Here is a 19,942-nt window from a genome sequence, read left to right on the forward strand (position 1 = left end):
GAAACCAGGGTGTAGGCGAGATTCACCAATTCGGAGTTCAGCGCGCTCTCGTCCATGCCGAGCGATTTCGCCAGCGGAAGCAGCAGCTGCATCGCCGTGGTGGCGAGTTCACCGGCCCCCGAACCCGTTCCGGGCTTGCTCTGCGTTCCCGTCCCGGCCTGGCCGGGTGCGGCCTGTCCGTGTGTACCCGGTGTGGTCGAGGTCCGCGGCGCCACCCCGGATGTGCTCGGATCGCTGTTCGAATACGTTCCCGGCGCGGTCCGGTACGTCGCATCCGGGGCGGTCGCCGGATTCGACCCCGGCGTCGCCGGCGACGGTGCCGCCGGCCGGGTATCACCGGGAGCCGGGGCGCCGCGCAGGGCGTCGGTGGCCGAATGCGGTTGCGGAACAGTCGAACCGGGCGCTGCGGCGGACGGCGGCGTCGCCCCTGGCGATGCCGGATTCTGCGGCACGCTCGGAGCGGAGTTCGCCGCCGCGCCCGGCACGGCACCGTCCGACGCACTCGGCAGCGAGTTCTGCCCCGCGCCAGGGGCGGGGTCGGCGGCGCGCTCGACGTGGAGTTCTGCGCCGCATTCGGCGCGGGCGACTCGGGCGCGGGTACCGCTTGCGGCGCGCCCGCAGGGCTGTCGGCCGGCGTCGACGCGGCGGGCGAGGTACCCGGCGCCACCCCGATCAGATAGCCGACCAGCCCGGTCGTGATCGCGATCGCGTGTTTCAGCTGCCCGTCCGGCGTTTCCAGCAGCTTCGCGTCGTCGACGTTGGCGCCGTTGCCCATCTCGATGAATACATCGGGCACCTCGGTCAAGGCCGGACCCGCCACATCGGAGCGGGTCTGCAGGCCGTCGACCGCGCCGGCGTAGTTCGCCGGAGTGAACCCGGCCTGCACATAGGCATCGCGGACCGACTTGGTGGCGGCCAGTCCGGGCCCGGACTGCGCCTGATTCGCCTTGACGTCCGGAATCGGCAGCTGCGGCACGATCAGGTGGAATCCATGGTCCTGCTCGGGTGCGCCGTCGGCGTGGATGCTGACGGCCACGGCGGCACCCGAACGGTTGGCCGCGGCGGCACGTTCGTCGATGCAGCCGCCCCAGCCGGTGTCGTCCTGGCGGCTGAGCACGACGTGGGCGCCGAGCGCCTCCAACGACTGGCGCACGAGCTGCGCCACATTCCAGTTGACGGTGTGTTCGGCGATCCCGTTGCGAGTGGTCATCCCCGTGGTCTGGCACTCCTTGGTGCCGCCGCGGCCGTTGTCCACTTGCCGGTTCAGATCTTCGCTGTGGTTGGTGCCCTGATGGCCCGGGTCCAGAAATACCGTCTTACCGGCCAATTTCGTCGACATATCGGGATCTGCGGGTGCGGCCGGCGCGGCGAACGCGGCGGCGGGCACCAGTACTCCCGCGGTGGTGCAGGCGGCGACGGCGAGCCTGAGTCCGGTCTTGATGATGCGTGGATGGTTCATGTTCGGACGGCGCACCCGGGACGGGCACGCCCCTCCCTTCCCACTAGTAACATCAAACCCAGTGGTTCACTGTGGCAACGGCAGTATCACATGGGCAAGCCTAGTTATCGAACCGTTACTGCTACTCCCCGGTCAGCTGCGTGTCGTTCACGCAGGATATCCAGGGCCGGAACCGGACGACCGGGAGACATGCCGGGCGATCCAGACATTTCGAAGCTAACTCACCTGTCGGTGGCGCGACACGATCACAGCACCGCGCGGAACAACCGGAAGGTTTGTGTCGGTGGCCACACTTACCGGCCCAACCATCGAATTCGACATCATTGCCCGAATGTCGCTACAACCCCCCGAACGGCCGCCGAGCCCACCGCTGTCCAGGCACTCAGCTCCCGATCCACACCGATGCTGAGACCGGAAAACGCCTGCGGTCGTTGAATTCTCAAACATAAGCCATGTTGCACGTGTGCTCGGCGCTGCAGTACCTTCCCTTCTCGCACCGGGGTCTGCAACGGCTCCGGCGCCGTCCCCGTGGGCCCGAGGGGATCCCGCGGGGACGTTTTCGAGGGTCATCGGACGCGCCGGTGATCCCGTTGTCGAATCTCCAGATATTTCGCCGATCCGGTCCGCCGCCCTCGCGATTCTGATAGACCAAGGCCCCGGAAGATGCGGGGATCTTCTCCGGCCGTCCGATAGTCGATCGACGGCCGCCGCATATTTCGAGGAGGACCGCCGTGCGTGGACGCACGTTTGTGATCACCGGGGCCGTCGCGTCCGCGGTGACGATGCTCGGCGCCGGGCTCGCGGCCGCCGATCCGGCCACGAGCATCCCCGGCGACGGGCTGTACCGGGTCGGGATCGATATCGCGCCCGGCATCTATCAGTCCGCGGGACCGGCGGATCCGGCGCACGACTGTTCCTGGGAACGGCTGTGGAAGATTCCCGAGCCCAACGATCCGCCCGATCCGAACAGCGCCATCGTGGCCAGCGACCGTACCCACACCACACCGGTCCGGGTGCTGATCAAACCGTCGGATGTCGCCTTCGCGTCGGCCAACTGCGGCGGCTGGGTGATGATGCCGGCGCCGCCGCCGACCGGCTCCTACGGTCCCGGCGGATCGTTCGGTAGCGAGTACTGAGCCGAGTCGATCCGGCGCGGTGCACCCGCCACGGGTACGCCGCGCCGGATTCGACGTGCCCTCCGCCGCCGGCCCCGGTGTTAATGTCCCGCTGAGAGCCGGCTGCGAGCGGAGGGGGTGCGATGGCGCGATCGAGTCCGGTGCCGAGTCGGCGGCGGCTGGCCGACGGCCGCGAAATCATCTACTTCGACTCCGGCCCGGTTGCCCGCACCGCCACCGACACCCGGGAGCTCCCACCCACGAGCACGCATTCGCAGGCGCGATTCGACCCACTGCTGGGTGAATGGGTGGTAATCGCATCCCATCGGCAGAGCCGGACGTTCCTGCCGCCGGCCGATCTGTGCCCGCTGTGCCCGTCACGTCCCGGACATCCGACCGAGGTACCCGAATCCGACTATCAGGTCGTGGTCTTCGAGAACCGATTCCCCTCGCTGTCCGGCGATCGCGAGCAGCTGCCGGACCACGTGGAGGGATCGCCGGAGACCCTGTTGCGCAACGGTTTCGGTCGCTGCGAGGTGGTGTGTTTCACCAGCGAGCACGACAGTTCGTTCGACCGGCTCGATCCGGATCGGGCTCGGCTGGTGGTGGATGTGTGGGCCCAGCGCAGTGCCGAACTCCGGGAGATGGACGGCGTCGCCCAGGTGTTCTGCTTCGAGAACCACGGCGAGGAGATCGGGGTCACGCTGTCGCACCCGCACGGTCAGATCTATGCCTACCCGTTCGCGACGCCCCGCGCGGTCCGGATCGCCGCCAACGCCGCCCGCCACCGAAAGGCGCACGGCAGCAATCTCTTCGGTGATCTGCTGGGCGCAGAACGCGCCGCCGGTCTCCGCGTGGTCGCCGCCAACGAGGAATGGACCGCCTTCGTTCCACCGTTCGCACGCTGGCCCTACGAGGTCCAGCTGTACCCGCATCGGCGGGTCACCGATATCCCGGAACTCGACGATGCGCAGCGCGACGCGTTCGCCCGGCTGTATCTCGATGTCCTGGGTCGCTTCGCCCAGCGCTTCGACACCCCGATGCCCTACGTCGCCGCCTGGAATCAGGCACCGGGACCGAAATCCGGTGTGCCCGGCGATGATTGGTGGCTCCACCTGCAACTGTTCTCGATCCGGCGAACCGCGGACAAGGTGAAGTACCTGGCCGGCTCGGAATCCGGGATGAACGTCTTCATCAGCGACACCACACCGGAGACGGTGGCCGCGGAGCTGCGGGAGGTGCGATGAATCCGCGAGCGCAGCAAGGGGTTTGGGTAGCGCCCGGGCGGGTCAACATCATCGGCGAGCACACCGACTACAACGGCGGTTATGCGCTGCCGATCGCTCTCCCCCAGGTCGTCACGTGCAGGGCCACTGTCACCGACGACGGGTTCGTCCGGGTCGGCTCCGCCCAGCATGCCGGGGAGACGGTGTGCGAGCCCATCGACGATCTCGCCGAGTCCGCGGTCCGCGGATGGGCGCGATATCCGCTCGGCGTGGTGCACGAATTCCGCCGCCGCGGGCACGACCTGCCCGGCGTCGTGCTGGAGATCGACGGCGCGGTCCCCGTCGGCGCCGGCCTCTCCTCGTCGGCAGCCCTGGAATGCGCGGTCGCCCTCGCCCTTCGCGATCTGTTCGGTCTCGATGTCGACCGCACCGAACTGATCGATATCGGCCGGGCCGCGGAGAATTCGTATGTCGGGGCGGCGACCGGCACGCTCGATCAGTCCGCCGCCCTACTGTGCACCGCCGGACATGCGCTGTTCCTCGACTTCGCGTCGGGCGCGTCGGCGCAGGTGCCGTTCGATCCGGCCGGCGCGGGACTGCGTCTACTGGTCGCCGATACCGGCAGCCCGCATCGGCTGGCAGACGGCGAATACGGCCGCCGCCGCAGCGAATGTGAGGCGGCGGCCCGGGAACTCGGCGTCGCCTCCCTGCGCATGCTCACCGATCCCGACCAGGTGCGGCGGCTGGCGGACCCGGTGCTGCGGCGGCGCGCCCGCCACGTGATCACCGAGAACGCCCGCGTGCTGACCGTGGTCGAGCTGCTGCGTGCCGGACGCGACCCCCGGGCGATCGGACCGTTGCTCACCGCTGCGCACGGCTCGCTGCGCGACGATTTCGACGTGTCCACACCGGAATTGGATGCGGCGGTCGCCGCCGCGCTCGACGCCGGCGCCCACGGCGCCCGCCTGGTGGGCGGCGGATTCGGCGGCAGCATCATCGCACTCGTCAAGGCGGTGGACACCGAGTCGATCGAGGCGGCCATCCGGCGACGCTTCAGCAGCGCGGGTTTCGCCGAGCCACGGTTCTTCCACGCGGCCCCATCCGCGGGGGCGCGCCGGATTTCCTGACCGGATGTGCCGGTCCGGGCTAGGGTCGGGTGCCATGATCAGGCGCAGAATCCTCATCACCGGTGCCAGCTCGGGACTGGGCGCCGAGATGGCCCGGCAATTCGCCGCCCGAGGTCGGGATCTGGCCCTGTGCGCGCGGCGCGAGGACAAACTGCTGGCATTGCGCGAGCAGCTGCAAGCGGACCGTCCCGACATCCGGATTTCGGTGCGCGCGCTGGACGTCGACGACCACGGCGCGGTCGAGCGGGTCTTCGGCGAATTCCGCGACGAATTCGGTGGACTCGATCGCGTGATCGTCAACGCCGGCCTGGGTAAGGGCGCACCGCTGGGCACCGACCGGGCCGACGCGAACATCGCCACCGCGACAACGAATTTCGTCGGCGCGTTGGCGCAGGCCGAGGCGGCCTTGGCGATCTTCCGCGTCCAACGAGCCGGACACCTGGTGCTGATCTCATCGATGAGCGCCGTACGCGGCCTGCCCGGCAAGAAGGCCGCCTACTCGGCGAGCAAGGCCGGATTATCCGCGCTCGGTGAAGGATTGGCGATCGAGCTGCGCGACAGTCCGATCGCCGTGACCACGGTGCAGCCCGGTTTCATCGCCACCGAGATGTCGGCCCGGGCCGACGACGCGCGCCTGGTGGTTCCGCTCGAACGCGGTGTCGCCGCGATGGTCGCGGCGATCGAGGCCGAACCGGTCCGCGCGTGTGTGCCGCAATGGCCTTGGCGCGCACTGAACCTCGTGCTGCCGCGGCTACCGCGGGCGGTCGTGGCCCGGCTGGGCTGACCCGGCACACGCGATATACCTGCCCCGAAGGGCTGTCGGGCCGATCCGCCGGCCGGCGTCGAGATCCGGGTCGGTGGCGATACCGCCGCGACGCTGGTGCGCATACTGCCGGTGACGCTGATGGGCCTGGTGGCCGGCGCGTCCGGCGGAAACCGTTACCCCACAGGTAATGGACTCCGCGCGGCGGTCCGGGCAAGCTCGACGACATGATCGATACCGAGGGAACCCAGCTGTTCCACAGCACCATGCCGTTCACCGAGAAGCTCGGCATCGAGGTGCTCGAGCACGGCCCGAAACTGGTTCGCAGCCGGATCGCATGGGACGAAAGCCTGTGCACGCTGGGCGGAGTGCTGCACGGCGGCGTGCTGATGTCGCTGGCCGACGCCACGGGCGCGGTGTGCGCGTTCCTCAATCTGCCCGAGGGCAAACAGGGCACCACGACCGTGGAGTCCAAGACCAACTTCCTGCGGGCCGTGCGGTCCGGCTACGCGGTGGCCTCGGCGACGCCGCTGCACACCGGGCGCAGCTTCATCGTGGTGGAGACCGAAATTCACGACGAGGCGGGCAAACTCGTCGGGAAGGTGACCCAGACACAGGCGGTGTTGTGATCAGCCGCCGGTGATGGCGACCGCCATCCGCCCGGTGTTGCGGCGGGTGGCGACCAGGTCGACGACCTCGTCGAGTCGCGACCAGTCCCGCACCTGCACCTGCGGCCGGATCGCGCTGTCTGCCAACAGCTTCCACAATTCGGACCGATAGCTCTCGATCACCTCCGGTTGGGTCCGCGACACCAGGCCGATCGAGAATCCGGTGACGGTGCGCAACCGGCCCAGCAGAGTCGAGGTATCGACCGCGCCGCCACCGGCGCTGAACGCGACCAGGATGCCGCGGGGAGCGAGCACATCCACTGCCCGCTGCACCGATTCACCGCCGACCCCGTCGAGCACGACATCGACGTCGCCCGGCCACGGATCGTGGTAGGTCAGTACGGAATCCGCGCCACACCCGCGTGCGAAGTCGAATTTGGCGGTGGTGCCGACCGCGGCGTACACCTGCGCGGCGCCCGCTGCCCGCGCGAGCTGTAGCGCCAGATGTCCGACGCCGCTCGCGGCGCCGGTGATCAGCACCGATTTTCCGGCCACCGATCCGGCGGCCCGCAGCGCGCCCATCGCCACCAGGCCGCCGCGCACCACGGCCAGCGCGTCGGCCGCGCCCACCCCCTCCGGAATCGCCGTGACCATCGCCGGTGCGGCACAGACGTATTCGGCGTACAGCGAGTCGAACACCACCCCGCCCACTCGGACGCCGAGCCACGACCCGTCGGCACCCGCACCGACGGCGACCACCGTGCCGATCAATTCACCACCCGGGTTCGGCGGCACGTCCGCGCGCAACATCCGCACCAGACCGAGACCCACCCCGGCCAATTCGGTACGGACCAGCAATTGCCCCGGCCCCGGTTCCGGCCGGGCGACCTCGGCGGCGACGGGACGAGCGGTACCGGCGGCCCGGGGTGAGAACTGAATTGCGCGCACTGGCAGCTTCTTTCGACTGGGCGGCCTCTGGACCGCCGATCTTCCGGACGGCGAGCGGGTGGCCGGCGTCCGCCGGCCACCCGACGATTCAGCAGCTGTTACGGGGCAGCATCCCAACCTCCTTATTTTTACTACGGGAGTAAATTTATGTCCGTACGATCCGATACGTCAAGACTATATTTACGACGAGGGTAAGATTCTCGGCATGCCAGCAACCGCGTCCGGGCTTCGCGAAACCAAGAAGCAACAGACCCGCCAGGAAATCTCCGATGCGGCCACTCGGCTGTTCATCGAGCACGGGTTCGAATCGACCACGATCGCCGAGATCGCCGCGGCCGCCCGCGTAGCGAAGAAGACGGTCACCAACTACTTCCCGCGCAAGGAGGATCTGGCGCTCGACCACCACGCGCAGTTCGTCGGCGTTCTCGCCGAGGCGGCCGGCGCGCGGGCGCCGGGGGAATCGGTGCTGACCGCGCTGCGGAACCGATTCCGGTGCGGTGCCGACACGTACGCCGCCGACATGGGTTTCTCGGGCCCCGAATTCAGCCGCATGCTCGCCGAGAGTCCCACCCTCACCGCTCGGCTGCGCGAGCTCCACGAACTGCGCGAAGCCGCGCTGGCCGAGGTCCTGCCCGGCGACGAACTACGGCGCCGGGCCTGCGCGGCGCAGTTCGGTGCGGTATTCCGGTTGTTGTTTCAGCGCGTCCAGGAGCTACAGCTCGCGGGGCTACCGCGACGACGCGTCGCGACGACGGCGGTCGCCGAGGCCGAACAGATCTTCGATCTGCTGAAACCGGCCTTCGGCGACTACGGGGTGGCGAGCCCGACCGGGTAGCACCGGGCTCGATTCACAGCGAGCGCAACCGCGGCACCAACTCCGCCACGCGTTCGGTGTATTCCACCGGGTCCCGGTCGGGCATGATGTCGAACTGCGTGATACCCAGGGCCGCATACCGTTCGGCGTCCGCGACGAAGGCGTCGGTATCGTCCAGCACCGGCCCGACATAGGTCGCGGTCTTGCGGATGGCGTCGTAGTCGCGGCCCTCGTTCTCGCAGTGCGACCGCAGCACATCCAGTTTGTGCGCGACATCCTCCGGCGTGGCGGCGAACAGGTTGCACGCGTCCGCGTAGCGGGCCACGAACAGCAACGTCTTCTTCTCCCCGCCGCCACCGACCAGAATCGGCGGCCGCGGCCGCGTCAACGGGGCTGGGACGCACAAGGTTTCGGCCAGCTGATAGTGCTTACCGGTATACGGGCCGTTGTCGTCGCTCCACATCTGCAGGCAGATCTGCAGCGTCTCCTCGAGCCGCTCGAAGCGCTCGCCCATCGGCACCAGCGGCACGCCCAGCGCGCGCTGTTCGCGTTCGTACCACGAGGCGCCGATCCCGAGCTGCGCACGGCCGCCCGACAACACGTCGAGCGTCGTGACGATCTTGGCGAGCAGGCCCGGATACCGATACATCACGCCGGTCACCAGAACCGACAACCGCATGCGCTCGGTCAGCGCGGCCACATAGCCGAGGGTCGTATAGGCCTCCAGCATCGGCTCGTCGGCGGTACCGCGATGCTCCATCTGGAAATAGTGGTCCATCACGGTGAACTCGACGAATCCCGCTTCCTCGGCCACCCGCGCACTCTCCGCGATCGCACCGGCCGTGCGGGCCGGATCGGCGGGTGTCGAGAAGTTCCAGTAATGCAGGCTCAGTTCCATGACGCCTCGATTCCGGTCGGAGGTGGACGACGGACGATCCGCCGCCCACCCTATCCCCGCCGGCGCGCCACGGTGCGAACGGTGAATCCACTATTCGAATGCCGAGCGGTGCGCCCACGCCCATTCCCGGAAGGTGCGCGCGGGACGGCCGGTCACCGACTCCACGGTCGGATGAATCACCGAGGTGAACGATTCCAGGGCGGTCGCGCGCAGCGCCATGATCGCGTCGGCCTGCACGGCGTCGACTCCCGCCGCCCACAGCGCCGCGTGCGCCTCCGCCGGTGTGGTCTGTACATAGCGCAGCGGGCGGCCCAGGACACCGGCGAGGATGTCGGTTTGTTCGCCCGGTGAGAGTGCCTGCGGTCCCCCGAGGGTGTGCACCACGCCCTCGTGCCCGGGTTCGGTGAGCACCGCGACGGCGACCGCGGCGATATCGTCGGGATCGATCACGGCGACCCGGCCCTGCCCGAAGGGCGCGTAGACCGTGTCACGGGCCCGTACGGTCGCCGCCCAGTGCAGGGCGTTGGACATGAAACCCAAGGGCCGCAGGATCGTCCACGCCGGACCGCTGTCCCGCACGGCCTGCTCCCCGGCCCGGTGCCAGGTCGGGATCGGATCGGTGGCGGCCGGGTCACCGGCACGTCCCGAGGACAGCTTCACGATGTGTTCGACGCCGGCCCGCGCCGCCGCGACCGCGACGTTGCGGTCGTGCTCGGCGAGCGCGGGTCCGGAGGACACCAGCACCACCCGCGAAACTCCCGCCAGTGCGGCAGCCAGGGTCTCGGGGCGGCCGGGATCGCCGTAGACCACCTCGGCGGCGCCGGGCAGATGCGCCTCGGCGGGCCGGCGGGTCACGGCGCGAACCGGGTGTCGCCCCGCCACCAGGCGGGCGATCACGGCGCGTCCGACGGTTCCGGTCGATCCGGTCACGAGAATCATGGGGGCACTCCTTTTCGAGCACGGGCGTCGGTTCCGAGCACGTGGTCCGGCACGGACGTCTTCCCGTCACGGGGGCTTACGCGCAGCCTGTGCGCCGCGCCGAGATCAGCGTTCCGGCGACGTCCACATTCCGGCCATCCAACGGCGCTGGGCCGCCGATATCCCCCGCAGAACAGTCGATCCGCGGCAATTTCCTGCACACAACCGGCAACGGACCTGCGGTTCCCGCCACGATCCGGGCCACCGCGGCCGACAACGTGACTGCTTCGATATTGGTTAATCGTCCGCTACTTGCCTTGCTGGACTTATCCTGCCCACATGACAACCAGCAAAGAGGGAGTTTATGTAGGGCCACTGCATCAACTGGCCCGCGGAGCATGGCAATCGTTGCTGGTCATCGGCCTGCTGTCGGTGATCGTCGGCATCATCGTGCTCGTCTGGCCAGGCCCGACACTCGCCGTGGCCGGCGTCCTGTTCGGTGTCTACCTGCTGATTTCCGGAATCCTGCAGCTGGTCGCCGCATTCGGCCCCCATGTCAGCACCGGTTACCGAGTGCTGACCATGATCAGCGGCATCCTGTCGTTCATCCTGGCCTTCTTCAGTTTCCGCAGTATCGGCAACTCCCTGGTCCTGCTGGGTCTGTGGATCGGCATCAGCTGGCTGTTCCGCGGCATCGCCGCGATGATCGCGGGAGCCGAAGCGCCGCAAGGGGTTCCGGGTCGGGGCTGGTCGATCTTCTACGGCGTGCTGCTGCTGATCGGCGGCATCGCGCTGGTGGTCTGGCCGATCCACTCGATCACGGTGCTGGCCCTGGTGGTCGGCTGGTGGCTGATCTTCATGGGCGTGATGGAGATCGTCTACGCCTTCGAGGTGCGCAGCGCGGCCAGGAAGACGCCGGCCGAACTCTAGCCGTTCGGCCGATGCGCCCCGGGCTGCGTTCCGCCCGGGGCGCGCCCGTTTCCACAACGCCCGGATTCGGGCGGTAATACCCGGATAACGGCCGGTCACACGCTATTACTCCAGTCCGGTGACTATAGGCACATGTGCCTGCGAACCGGGCCCCGCACTTGCTACCGTCGGGTCCCCTAACCGGTTGCCCGCAAGGAGATTTCACCATGGGTATCATCACGATGATCATCATCGGCCTCATCGCCGGCGCCATCGCTCGCCTCCTGGTTCCCGGCAAGGAGGACTTCGGCTGGATCCTGACCATCGTGCTCGGCATCGTCGGCGGTTACGTCGGCGGCACCTTGGGCAGTCTGGTCTTCGCGCCGCACAAGTTCAGCGTGCACCCGCCCGTCCAGCACACCTTCCTCGGTGCCATCGTGGGCGCGGTGATCATCCTGGTCATCTACAAGGCGATTCGCAGTCGCGCCTGAGAACACCGCGAACCGGCCGGGCGGCGTAGGCAGCCCGGCCGGTTCCGGGTAATGGGTCAGGGCCGACAGACCGCCGACTGCGAGTGGCCGCCGATCTGCGACCAGAGCCCGCGCGGGAACAGGATCCCGTACAACGAGATGTCCAACGAACACAGATAGGCCGTGGCATAGGTGCCGTCGGCGGTGAATTTGCCGACATCGGACAGGATTCCGGGCAGATCGATCGCCGCCTGATCCAGCTTCGCCCCGTTGTCGATCAGCAGGGTCAGCGCATCGCGGGTGGAATTCTGCGCCGGCGCCAGCTTCGGCTGCACCTGCGAGACCATCGCCACCAGGCTGTCACTGGCGGCGGCGATCTGCTCGGTCGACGCCAGCAGCGACCGGCCCTGATCGTAGAGGCCGCCGATCAGGGCCCGAGTCTGGGTGATCAGCGTCTCCAGTTCGCCGCTGCGCCGGGCCAGCCCCGACATCACCCCGGACAGATTGACGATGATGTCGCCCAGGATCGCATCGCGGCGCTGAAAATCCGAGGCCAGCGCCGCGGCCTGAGTGATGAAGGCGGACAACGAGACTCCGTCGCCCTGAAGCGCCTGGATCAGGGTCGTGGACAAATCGTTGACCTGCTCGGGAAGCAGGTTCTCGAACAGCGGCTGGAAACCGTTGAGGAATGCCGAGATGTCGAAGGAAGGCTCGGTGCGCTCCAGCGGAATCCGGCTTCCGGCCTTCAGAATATGCGAATCGGGCGCGGTGCCCGGCGCCAGCGCCAAATAGCGCTGACCGATCAGATTCTGATACCGGACCAGCGCCTTGGTGTCGCTGTAGAGATGCTGATTGCGCTGCACCTCGAAGGTCACCTTGGCCAGATGCTTATTGGTCTTCGGATCGCGATCCAGCCCGATCGCGGTGACCTTGCCGACCCGCACCCCGGCGATGCGCACATCGTCGTTGGGGCGCAGACCGAGCACATCGCTGAAAATCGCCGAATACGTGTCGGTGCGGCCGTTCACCGTGCGCGCCAGGGTATTCCAGATGACCACCGTCACCAGCACCGAGACGAGGGCGAACGCACCGAACCCGATTGCCTGCTTGCGGATGCTCATCGGCACCCGGAACCACGGACGAGCAAACCACGCCTCCTCGAACTTCCCGACGAAACCCGAACACTGGCAATGATTGCGTTGATCGCAGGCACTGTAGTCGGCCCGAACCTCGCGTGACCTGCGCCACGCCGGGCATGACCGGGGATCGGCCACCCGGGCGAACACAAGCGGACCCGGTGAACGACAACAGCCCGACGCCGGTGGCGTCGGGCTGTTGTGCAGACGGTACGACGACAGCCGTACCGGAGGCCGGTGATCAGTCCACGATCGACCCGTTGGATGCCGCGCGCTGCTTGGCCGCACGAGCGCGCTTACGCTCGGCACGCAGTTCGGCGAGTTCCTGTTCCAGGGTGTCGGCGATCCGGAACTGGCCGGTGTCGTAGGCGCTCAGCGGATCCGAGTCGTCGTCACCATCGGATTTGGTGGACTTGTCCTTCTTGCCGTCGGCCACCGAGTCCGCGGCGTCGGTATCGGATCGGCGGCTGGACGTCTTCGGTGTCCAGAGGTCGGGTTCCACGACCGGATCGACCGTCTCGACGGTCTGCGAATCCTTGGCGGCCGGCTCGCCGGGCGCGTTGTCGGTGACGCCGGGCAGCGCGGCCATCGGGGCCGGACGGGTATCCGGGGCGGCCTGCCGGATGAAGCTGACGAAGGTCGGCATGCTGCGACGGATCTGTTCGGCCGGATCGGGCAGATCGCGGATCTGCTCGGTGGCCTGGGTGATCGCTTGGCCGTAGCGCTGGCTCGCCGCATCGTGGACCAGCAGCGCGACACCGATCATCACCGGCGCCACGGCGTGCACGCCGACGTTGTACCAGTCGCCGCTGCGCAGATACGGATAGGTGTTGAGGCCGACAGTCAGCGCCAGCAGGGCGAGTTCGGCCAGGGCGACCTGGCGGCGGTTCTCGAGAATGCCCCATTCGGCGACCTTGTTGGTGCCGATCATGATGATGACCAGACAGACGCTGATCATGCCCTCGAGCAGGTAGCTGAACCAGTACAGCGGATCGGTGGGCCCGCCGGGCGCGATGTTGTGCTGCACGTTGACCGCCGACCACAGCATGCCGGCGATGACGACGCCCGCGAGTGCGCGCATCGACCAGGCGCGGTGTCGGTAGAGCGAGGCCAACTTCGCATGCGGGCTGGATTCTCGTCGCTGCGCCGCAATTGCCTTGCGGGCCATCAACAGATCTCGCATATCGGCCTTTGCGATCGCTTCGGAGGTCTGCCTGGCGCGGTCGGACGTGGCTGCCGCCGCCTGTACATTCTTCCAACGCTGTTCGCGTTCCTGCTCGCGGATCTTCTCCGCGAGTTCGCGCTCGGCCTGCAGCTCGTTCTCCGAGAGGGCCTCGGTCAGCGCCGGATCGAACTGATACGCAAGCCGCCCGCGGGCCTTCTCGACGCGTCGCGCGAGCTGCCTGACCTCATCCTCTCCGGGGTGTTCGACGGTCAACTAGACCACCGCCCGGTGAGATACGGTGGCCGGCAAGTGTTCACGAAGTGGGAACGGCACATGCCATTCATAGTCGATGAACCGCCATCTGCGAAACTGCGGATTTGCCCCAATGCCAGACTTATTCGGCGTGTCGCGCGCGGCACGCCGTATCGGCGTGTCGCAATGGGTCTGCGTGGCAGCGAGTTTCGCCCGGTTCGGCGCGCGGCGGGACGGGCAGGCGGGCAGTGTTGGGACGTGCCGGCGCTCGAGCCGCGCGGCGAAGGAATCCGCGCGGCGCTCAGGCGGCCGCGGCGCGGGCGAGCATCCGGCGCACCTCGTCCGGATCCTCGACGTCGACCACGATCCGGGTGAATTCGGTACCGGACAGCTCGATCCGGAGGCCGCGCCCGTCGAATCGGGTGTCCCAGAACTCCTTGCGGCCCTTCCCGCGGAAGATCCCCGCCGCGATCACCCCGGGGAAGAATGTTCCCGGTGCGCGCATCCACGGCGGCCGCAGATCGACCTCGGCGGGCGCGATCTCGGTGACATGGGACAGATCGAAGCGGACCCGCTCGCAGAGCGCGAGCAATCGATGGGTGCCGCGAACGTGCACGGTGGCCGTCGTCCCCGTGATCTCGATATCGACCATCACACACCTCGTCTCGCCGAGTACTTCCTCGGGATCCATGGTGCCGAGCGGTCCTGACCGGAAACTGTGCCGATCCTATGATTTTTCTCAGATTCGACCGCGCCCGCCGAATCCGGGCGCCGGCCCGGTCAGCGGGCGCGATCGGCGAGGATGCGCTCCTCCAGCCGCCGGGTCAGCGACCGCACCCGCTCGTCGACGGTGAGTTTGCGATCCAGCGCCACGTTGACCACCCCGCGCAGCAGCGCGTAGGGCTCCCAGCCCACGGGCGCCACCACGCGGGCGGCCCGGCGTTCGATCGCACCGGCCAGCACCTCGGCCGCGCGGCGCGCGCTGATCCGCTGATCGAGGGGCCAGGGCAGCAGGGCGCCGAATTCGGCGCCCAGTTCGTCGGCGTCCAGCGTTTCGTGCGTCATGGCGGTCTCGACCACGCCGAAGTAGGCGATTCCGGCGGTGGCGCCGGTGCCGCCCAGTTCCACCCGCAGTGCGCGGCCCAGCTGTTCCACCCCCGCCTTGCTCACCATGTAGGGCGAGCCACCCATCCCGGGTGCGAACGCCGCACACGAGGACACCACGACGATGTGACCGCGAGCCGCGATGACGTCGTCGAGAGCCGGCTGCACGGTGTTGAACGCACCGGTGAGGTTGATCGCCAGCACCCGGTCGAACTCCTCCGGATCCAGCAGTCGCACCGTCGCGGGACGCGGGACGACACCCGCGTTGGCGACCACCACATCGATGCGGCCGAAGCTCTCGCGCACCTGCCCGACCGCCAGGCGGACGCCCTCGCGGTCGGCCACGTCCACCGTGATCGCGACGGCGCGGATGCCGAGGGCGGCCGCGCCCGCCCGGACTGCGTCGGCGTCGATGTCGAACAGCGCCACGTAGGCGCCGCGCTCGTACAGCAGCCGGGCGAGCTCGTAGCCGATACCGGCCGCGCCGCCGGTGATCACCACGACCTTGTCCCGCGGATCGAAACGCTCACCGGCGCCGAGCACCGGCGACAGCAGCGCGCGCACCATATCGAACGGACCAGTGATCATCGGACGGCGCTCATCTCTGCGTGGTTCGGTTCCGGGTGGGCCGCGCGTCGGCTCAGGAGGTAGGAATCGGCGTCGAAGCGCGCGACCCGGCGACGATATTCGAAACTCCAGTTCGGGTACAGCCCGGCGTTCTCCCCCTTGTCTGTGGTGTAGTAGCTGTCGCAGCCGCCGCCCAGCCACACGGTGTCGCGGCTGCGCCGATGCATCTCGTCGAGGAATCGGTTCTGCACCGACGCCCGGACCTCGACGCGGTCGATCTCGTTGTCGCGCATCGTGCGCAGCGCGTCCACGATGTAGCCGATCTGCGATTCGATCATGTAGATGGCGGACTGGTTCCCGGCCGCGCCGAACGGTCCGAGGGTGAGGAACATGTTGGGGAAACCGGCGATGGCGGCACCCAGATAGCTGCTCGGCCGGCGGCGGTAGTGATCGGCCACCGAGAGCTCCCCGGATCCGATGATCCGGTCGTAGAGCTGCGGTATCGCACCGAATCCGGTCCCCCACACGATCGTGTCGACCGGATACGCGCTGCCGTCGGCGGTGACGATCGCATCCGGCCGGATCTCGGCGATGGAATCCGTCACCACCTCCACATCGGGGCGAGTGAGCGCCGGATAGTAGGCGTCGGAGAAGATCGCCCGCTTACATCCGATCATGTAGTCGGGGGTGAGTTTGCGCCGCAGTTCCGGATCGCGCACCTGCCGCCGCAGCTGTAGCGCCGACAGCATCTGGAAGGGGTGGCGGAAGCGGCGGTCGACGAATCCGACCAGCCCGAAACTCTCGATGCCCGCGTAGTAGGCCCCGCGCAGCGCGGTGCCCAGTACCGGCAGCCGGCGCAGCAGGGCCCGCTCCGGCCCGAGGGTGGGCCGATCGAACCGGGACACGATCCACGGCGCCGAGCGCTGGAAGACGGTCAGCCGCCGGGCCTTCGGCGCGATCTCGGGAATGAACTGCACGGCCGAGGCGCCCGTTCCGACGACGGCGATCCGCTCGCCGGTGAGATCGTGGTCGTGATCCCAGTGCAGCGAATGGAACTGGGTGCCCCGGAAGCTCTCCCGCCCCGGCACGTTCGGAATCTTCGCCTCACTGAACGGGCCGACCGCGGAGATCAGGACGTCCGCGCTCAGCACGCCGCGGCCGGTGTGGACCAGCCACCGCCGCCGCGCCTCGTCCCACTGCGCGCGGTGTACCTCGCTGCCGAACCGCATATGCCGCACCACATCGTGACGGTGGGCCACGCCGCGCAGATAGTCCAAAATCTCCGGCTGCCGACCGTAGGTGCGCGACCAGTCCGGATTGGGGGCGAACGAATACGAGTACAGCTGCGACGGCACATCGCAGGCGCAGCCGGGATAGGTGTTGGCCTGCCAGGTGCCGCCGAGGTCGGCCGCTCGTTCGAGAATCACGAAATCCTCGAATCCGGCCGCCCGCAACGACACCGCGAGTCCGATACCGGCGACGCCGGCGCCGATCACCGCGATCGGAGTGTGTTCGTCGGGTGCGCTCTCGATTGCTGCCATGTCGAATTCCTTTCGGTGCGGGCGTCGTTGCCCGGCGGCGCCGGCCGGTATCGGCGACCGGCGCCGGGCTGCTCACAGCTCGAGTTCGAGGATGTCGCCCGCCGCGCGCGAAACGCAGGTGAGCATGGTCGTTTCGCGTTCGGCCGGACCGAGCCGGCGGTCGCGATGGTCCACCGCGCCGGCGCGTACGGTCACCGCGCAGGTACCGCAGAAGCCCTGCCGGCACGAGTACGGGATGTCGGGCAATACCCGTGATATGGCGGCCAGCGCCGATTCGTCGGCGGCGACGTCGACGCTGCGCCCGCTGCGGGCGAGGTGAATCCGAAACGGCCGGCCGTGCTGGACGGGCGGCGGCGAGAAGCGTTCGGTATGTATCGACACGGTGGGGTCCTGAGCCGCCGCGGTGGCGAGGACGGCGTCTGTCAACGGCGGCGGGCCGCAGACGTAGAGCGCCGCGCCGCGCGGAATCTCGGTGAGGACGTCGGCCGGATCCGTGCTGCCGCATTCGTCGTCGGGCCGGACCTCGAGCCGGCCGCCGCGCCGCGCGGCCAGCTCCGTCAGAAACGGCATGGTGGCGCGGCTGCGGCCGAGATAGACCAGGCGCCAGTCGATTCCGCGCCGCTCGGCGTCGGCGACCATCGGCAGCAGCGGGGTGATCCCGATGCCGCCCGCGACGAAGACGTAGTGCGGTGCGTCGATATAGCCGAAGGCATTGCGCGGCCCGCGCATGCGCAGCCGGTCCCCCACCGCCAGGGCACGGTGGATCTCGTCGGAGCCACCGCCGCCGTCGGGCAGGTGCCGCACGGCGATGCGATAGCAGCCACGGTCGGCGGGATCGCCGATGAGCGAATACTGTCGCAGCCGCCCGGACGGCAGCACGAGGTCGATATGCGCGCCCGGCACCCAGCGCGGCAGTGGCCGACCGTACGGGGCGACCAGGCTGAGCATCACCACGTCCGTGGCCACCCGGAGCCGGCGGGCGACGATCACCTCGCGCTCGAATCCTTTGCGGCGCACCGGGTTCGGCCGTGACAACAGCTCGGCGGCCGAATCCGCGGTGATCCCGCGACGATAGAGGTCGAACATCACGCCCAGTGCGCGGACCGGCAGCGAGGGCCGATACTTCGCGCGGATCGGATCGTCCGGCACGACGGCCGCGGTCACCGCTCGCCCGCCCGGGCCGCCGGGGACTGCGCGAGATAGCGCAGGGCGTTGTCCATACTTCCGAGTTGCGTGGGGTGGAATCCGGGCCGCAGATACCGCGGAATCTCGGTCAGGAAGGTCGTCATGCGCGGAATCACCCCGCGCGCCGACGCGCTGAGGAATTGCAGCGGCCAGAATCGGCCCTTCGTGGGCTCGGGGTCCTTGGTGAACAGATATCCGCCGGCGATGACGAAGAGCACCAGCAGCGACGAGCTTGCCAGAACGGCGGTGCGGGCCTTGCGCAGATAGCCGCCGTCGACGTGCATATAGGCGTCGTAGACCACGCTGCGGTGCTCGACTTCCTCGGCGCCGTGCCAGCGGATCAGATCCAGCATCGCCGGATGCATGTTCTTGGCCTCGAGCACATCGTTGGTGAGCAGCCACTCCCCGATCACCGCGGTGTAGTGCTCCATTCCCGCGAACAACGCCAGTCGCTCGCACAACCACTGATATTTGGCGCGCCCGGTGAGTCCGTGATCGCCGAGGACGCGGTCGACGAGCCAGGACACGGTCTCGACCATCGGACCGACCTCGAGGCCGAGGCTCTCCAGATGCCGGCGGGCCTGCGCATGCGAGCTCGCATGCTGATTCTCCTGGCCGATGAACCCCTGCACCTCTTCGCGCAGCCGCTCGTCGTCGATGTAGGGCAGTGCCTCCGCCAGTGCGGCGGCCATCGCGCGTTCGCCCTCGGGAAGCACCAGATGCATGACGTTGATGATGTGGGTGGCCATGACCTCGCCCGGAATGTAATGCATCGGCACCGAGTCGAAGTCGAATCGCACATCGCGGGGCCTGATCGCGTGGGCTTGGTCCTCGTAGACCGGTGTGTTCATGGCGCGTCCTTGCGTCTGGTCGAAGCGATGGTCCGACAGTATTGTTGACATCAATGGATGTCAACAGCACCCGATGTCAACTAGCCGTCGGGAAGCCGGCCCCCGGTAGCATCAGCGCCATGGCCGATTCGCCGCACACCCCCCGGACGGGCAGCCGACCCTGGCGCGGGCGCGAACCGGCCGACCGCATCGCCGCGCGCCGAGAACGCCTGATGCAGGCCGGTTTCGAGCTCATGGCCGGAGCGGGCGCCGCCGAGACCTCGATGCGCGGAGTATGCCGACAGGCCGGACTCACCGAACGTTATTTCTACGAGAGTTTCGGCAATCTCGACGATCTGATGACCACCGTCCTCGAGAACACCGTCCAGCAGTGCCGGGACCGGCTGCTCGCGGCCCTCGCCGACGCGCCCGTCGACCGCGATCTGCTGTTCGGTCACGTGGTTCGCGCCTTCACCGACTTCCTCACCGAGGATCCGCGGCGCGGGCGGATCCTGTTCGTGGAATCGCTGGCCACACCGGCGCTCACACAGCGCGGCAACGAACTGGTCGCATTGATCACCGGGCCGATCGCGGAGGTCATCGCGGCCGACGACACCGACAGCCCGGCACCGGACGAGACCGACGCCGCGCTCAACGCGATGGCCATCTTCGGCGCCCTCGCCTACTGCTACCGCCCGTATCTCATCGGCGATATCACGATCGACCGGGAGCGTTTCGACAATCACGCCGCCGCGATCATCCGGCAGCTGAGCACGGTGCGCTCGGCGCCGGTTCTGCGCTGAATTCCCGCTGTCCCGACACCCGGCCGGGGTCCGGTTCGCCCCGGCCGGACCTTGCCTCGGCCACCCTTCCGTAGTACCGTCCAGACACGTGTCCATCCGGGATG

20 protein-coding genes are annotated in these 19,942 nt (G+C 68.4%); 9 read left to right on the plus strand and 11 right to left on the minus strand.

From position 1 onward, the window contains the following. Window positions 1–37: 37 nt before the first annotated feature. Entirely contained in the window at window positions 38–1,459 is a 1,422-nt protein-coding gene (locus ON37_RS34715) for an N-acetylmuramoyl-L-alanine amidase (protein ID WP_051031737.1), read from the minus strand. Between the two features lie 731 nt (window positions 1,460–2,190). Between ON37_RS34715 and ON37_RS18115 the strand changes: the two genes are divergently transcribed. The 5 genes from ON37_RS18115 to ON37_RS18135 all read left to right on the plus strand — a co-directional run bounded on the left by ON37_RS18115 (window position 2,191) and on the right by ON37_RS18135 (window position 6,319). Further along, the gene (locus ON37_RS18115) at window positions 2,191–2,595 is read left to right on the plus strand and encodes an Rv1352/Rv1906c domain-containing protein (protein ID WP_040720801.1); all 405 of its coding nucleotides are present in this window, start codon (window positions 2,191–2,193) and stop codon (window positions 2,593–2,595) included. Window positions 2,596–2,753: 158 nt separating this feature from the next. After that, window positions 2,754–3,821: a galactose-1-phosphate uridylyltransferase gene (galT, locus tag ON37_RS18120; RefSeq protein WP_040720925.1), complete on the plus strand. Its 1,068-nt coding sequence runs from the start codon at window positions 2,754–2,756 to the stop codon at window positions 3,819–3,821. Beyond that, window positions 3,818–4,927: a galactokinase gene (gene galK / locus ON37_RS18125; RefSeq protein ID WP_051031738.1), complete on the plus strand. Its 1,110-nt coding sequence runs from the start codon at window positions 3,818–3,820 to the stop codon at window positions 4,925–4,927. The genes galT and galK overlap by 4 nt, the downstream gene beginning before the upstream one ends. A 34-nt stretch (window positions 4,928–4,961) precedes the next feature. Continuing rightward, window positions 4,962–5,711 (plus strand): SDR family oxidoreductase, encoded by a 750-nt coding sequence (locus ON37_RS18130; protein WP_040720802.1) that lies wholly within the window; start codon window positions 4,962–4,964, stop codon window positions 5,709–5,711. 206 nt (window positions 5,712–5,917) lie between these two features. Further along, window positions 5,918–6,319 (plus strand): PaaI family thioesterase, encoded by a 402-nt coding sequence (locus ON37_RS18135; protein WP_040720804.1) that lies wholly within the window; start codon window positions 5,918–5,920, stop codon window positions 6,317–6,319. Here ON37_RS18135 and ON37_RS18140 read toward each other — a convergent pair whose 3' ends face one another. Further along, window positions 6,320–7,246, minus strand: a complete 927-nt coding sequence (locus ON37_RS18140) for a quinone oxidoreductase family protein (RefSeq protein WP_040720805.1) — start codon at window positions 7,244–7,246, stop codon at window positions 6,320–6,322. Between the two features lie 205 nt (window positions 7,247–7,451). Between ON37_RS18140 and ON37_RS18145 the strand changes: the two genes are divergently transcribed. Further along, the gene (locus ON37_RS18145) at window positions 7,452–8,081 is read left to right on the plus strand and encodes a TetR/AcrR family transcriptional regulator (protein ID WP_040720806.1); all 630 of its coding nucleotides are present in this window, start codon (window positions 7,452–7,454) and stop codon (window positions 8,079–8,081) included. A 13-nt stretch (window positions 8,082–8,094) separates the two neighbouring features. Here the strand turns inward: ON37_RS18145 and ON37_RS18150 are convergent, their stop codons facing one another. Beyond that, window positions 8,095–8,958, minus strand: coding sequence for an LLM class F420-dependent oxidoreductase (locus ON37_RS18150; protein ID WP_040720807.1), 864 nt, complete (start codon window positions 8,956–8,958; stop codon window positions 8,095–8,097). A 90-nt stretch (window positions 8,959–9,048) separates the two neighbouring features. Next, window positions 9,049–9,897 carry an NAD(P)H-binding protein gene (locus ON37_RS18155; RefSeq protein WP_040720808.1) on the minus strand — a complete coding sequence of 283 codons (849 nt, stop codon included), beginning with the start codon at window positions 9,895–9,897 and terminating at the stop codon, window positions 9,049–9,051. A 318-nt stretch (window positions 9,898–10,215) separates the two neighbouring features. Between ON37_RS18155 and ON37_RS18160 the strand changes: the two genes are divergently transcribed. Next, entirely contained in the window at window positions 10,216–10,806 is a 591-nt protein-coding gene (locus ON37_RS18160; RefSeq protein WP_040720810.1) for an HdeD family acid-resistance protein, read from the plus strand. Between the two features lie 206 nt (window positions 10,807–11,012). Next, on the plus strand, window positions 11,013–11,276 hold the full coding sequence (locus ON37_RS18165; RefSeq protein WP_040720811.1) for a GlsB/YeaQ/YmgE family stress response membrane protein: 264 nt from the start codon (window positions 11,013–11,015) through the stop codon (window positions 11,274–11,276). Between the two features lie 56 nt (window positions 11,277–11,332). On the opposite strand, the gene ON37_RS18170 is transcribed toward ON37_RS18165, so the two are convergent. The 7 genes from ON37_RS18170 to ON37_RS18200 all read right to left on the minus strand — a co-directional run bounded on the left by ON37_RS18170 (window position 11,333) and on the right by ON37_RS18200 (window position 19,056). Then, window positions 11,333–12,376, minus strand: a complete 1,044-nt coding sequence (locus ON37_RS18170; RefSeq protein ID WP_040720928.1) for an MCE family protein — start codon at window positions 12,374–12,376, stop codon at window positions 11,333–11,335. Window positions 12,377–12,632: 256 nt separating this feature from the next. Continuing rightward, window positions 12,633–13,829 carry a hypothetical protein gene (locus tag ON37_RS18175; protein ID WP_040720812.1) on the minus strand — a complete coding sequence of 399 codons (1,197 nt, stop codon included), beginning with the start codon at window positions 13,827–13,829 and terminating at the stop codon, window positions 12,633–12,635. Between the two features lie 280 nt (window positions 13,830–14,109). Then, window positions 14,110–14,499 carry a hypothetical protein gene (locus tag ON37_RS18180; RefSeq protein WP_245553251.1) on the minus strand — a complete coding sequence of 130 codons (390 nt, stop codon included), beginning with the start codon at window positions 14,497–14,499 and terminating at the stop codon, window positions 14,110–14,112. Window positions 14,500–14,588: 89 nt separating this feature from the next. After that, entirely contained in the window at window positions 14,589–15,500 is a 912-nt protein-coding gene (locus ON37_RS18185) for a short-chain dehydrogenase/reductase (protein WP_040720814.1), read from the minus strand. Beyond that, entirely contained in the window at window positions 15,497–17,020 is a 1,524-nt protein-coding gene (locus ON37_RS18190) for a flavin-containing monooxygenase (protein ID WP_040720816.1), read from the minus strand. Before ON37_RS18190 ends, ON37_RS18185 begins: the two co-directional genes overlap by 4 nt. A 72-nt stretch (window positions 17,021–17,092) precedes the next feature. Continuing rightward, window positions 17,093–18,106, minus strand: a complete 1,014-nt coding sequence (locus ON37_RS18195; RefSeq protein WP_051031758.1) for a PDR/VanB family oxidoreductase — start codon at window positions 18,104–18,106, stop codon at window positions 17,093–17,095. Window positions 18,107–18,180: 74 nt separating this feature from the next. Beyond that, the gene (locus tag ON37_RS18200) at window positions 18,181–19,056 is read right to left on the minus strand and encodes a metal-dependent hydrolase (protein ID WP_040720818.1); all 876 of its coding nucleotides are present in this window, start codon (window positions 19,054–19,056) and stop codon (window positions 18,181–18,183) included. 119 nt (window positions 19,057–19,175) lie between these two features. On the opposite strand from ON37_RS18200, the gene ON37_RS18205 reads away from it, so the two are divergent. After that, window positions 19,176–19,838 (plus strand): TetR/AcrR family transcriptional regulator, encoded by a 663-nt coding sequence (locus ON37_RS18205; RefSeq protein ID WP_040720819.1) that lies wholly within the window; start codon window positions 19,176–19,178, stop codon window positions 19,836–19,838. Window positions 19,839–19,942: the final 104 nt, after the last annotated feature.

This window comes from Nocardia veterana NBRC 100344, from assembly GCF_000308855.1.
Classification (GTDB): Bacteria; Actinomycetota; Actinomycetes; order Mycobacteriales; family Mycobacteriaceae; genus Nocardia; species Nocardia veterana.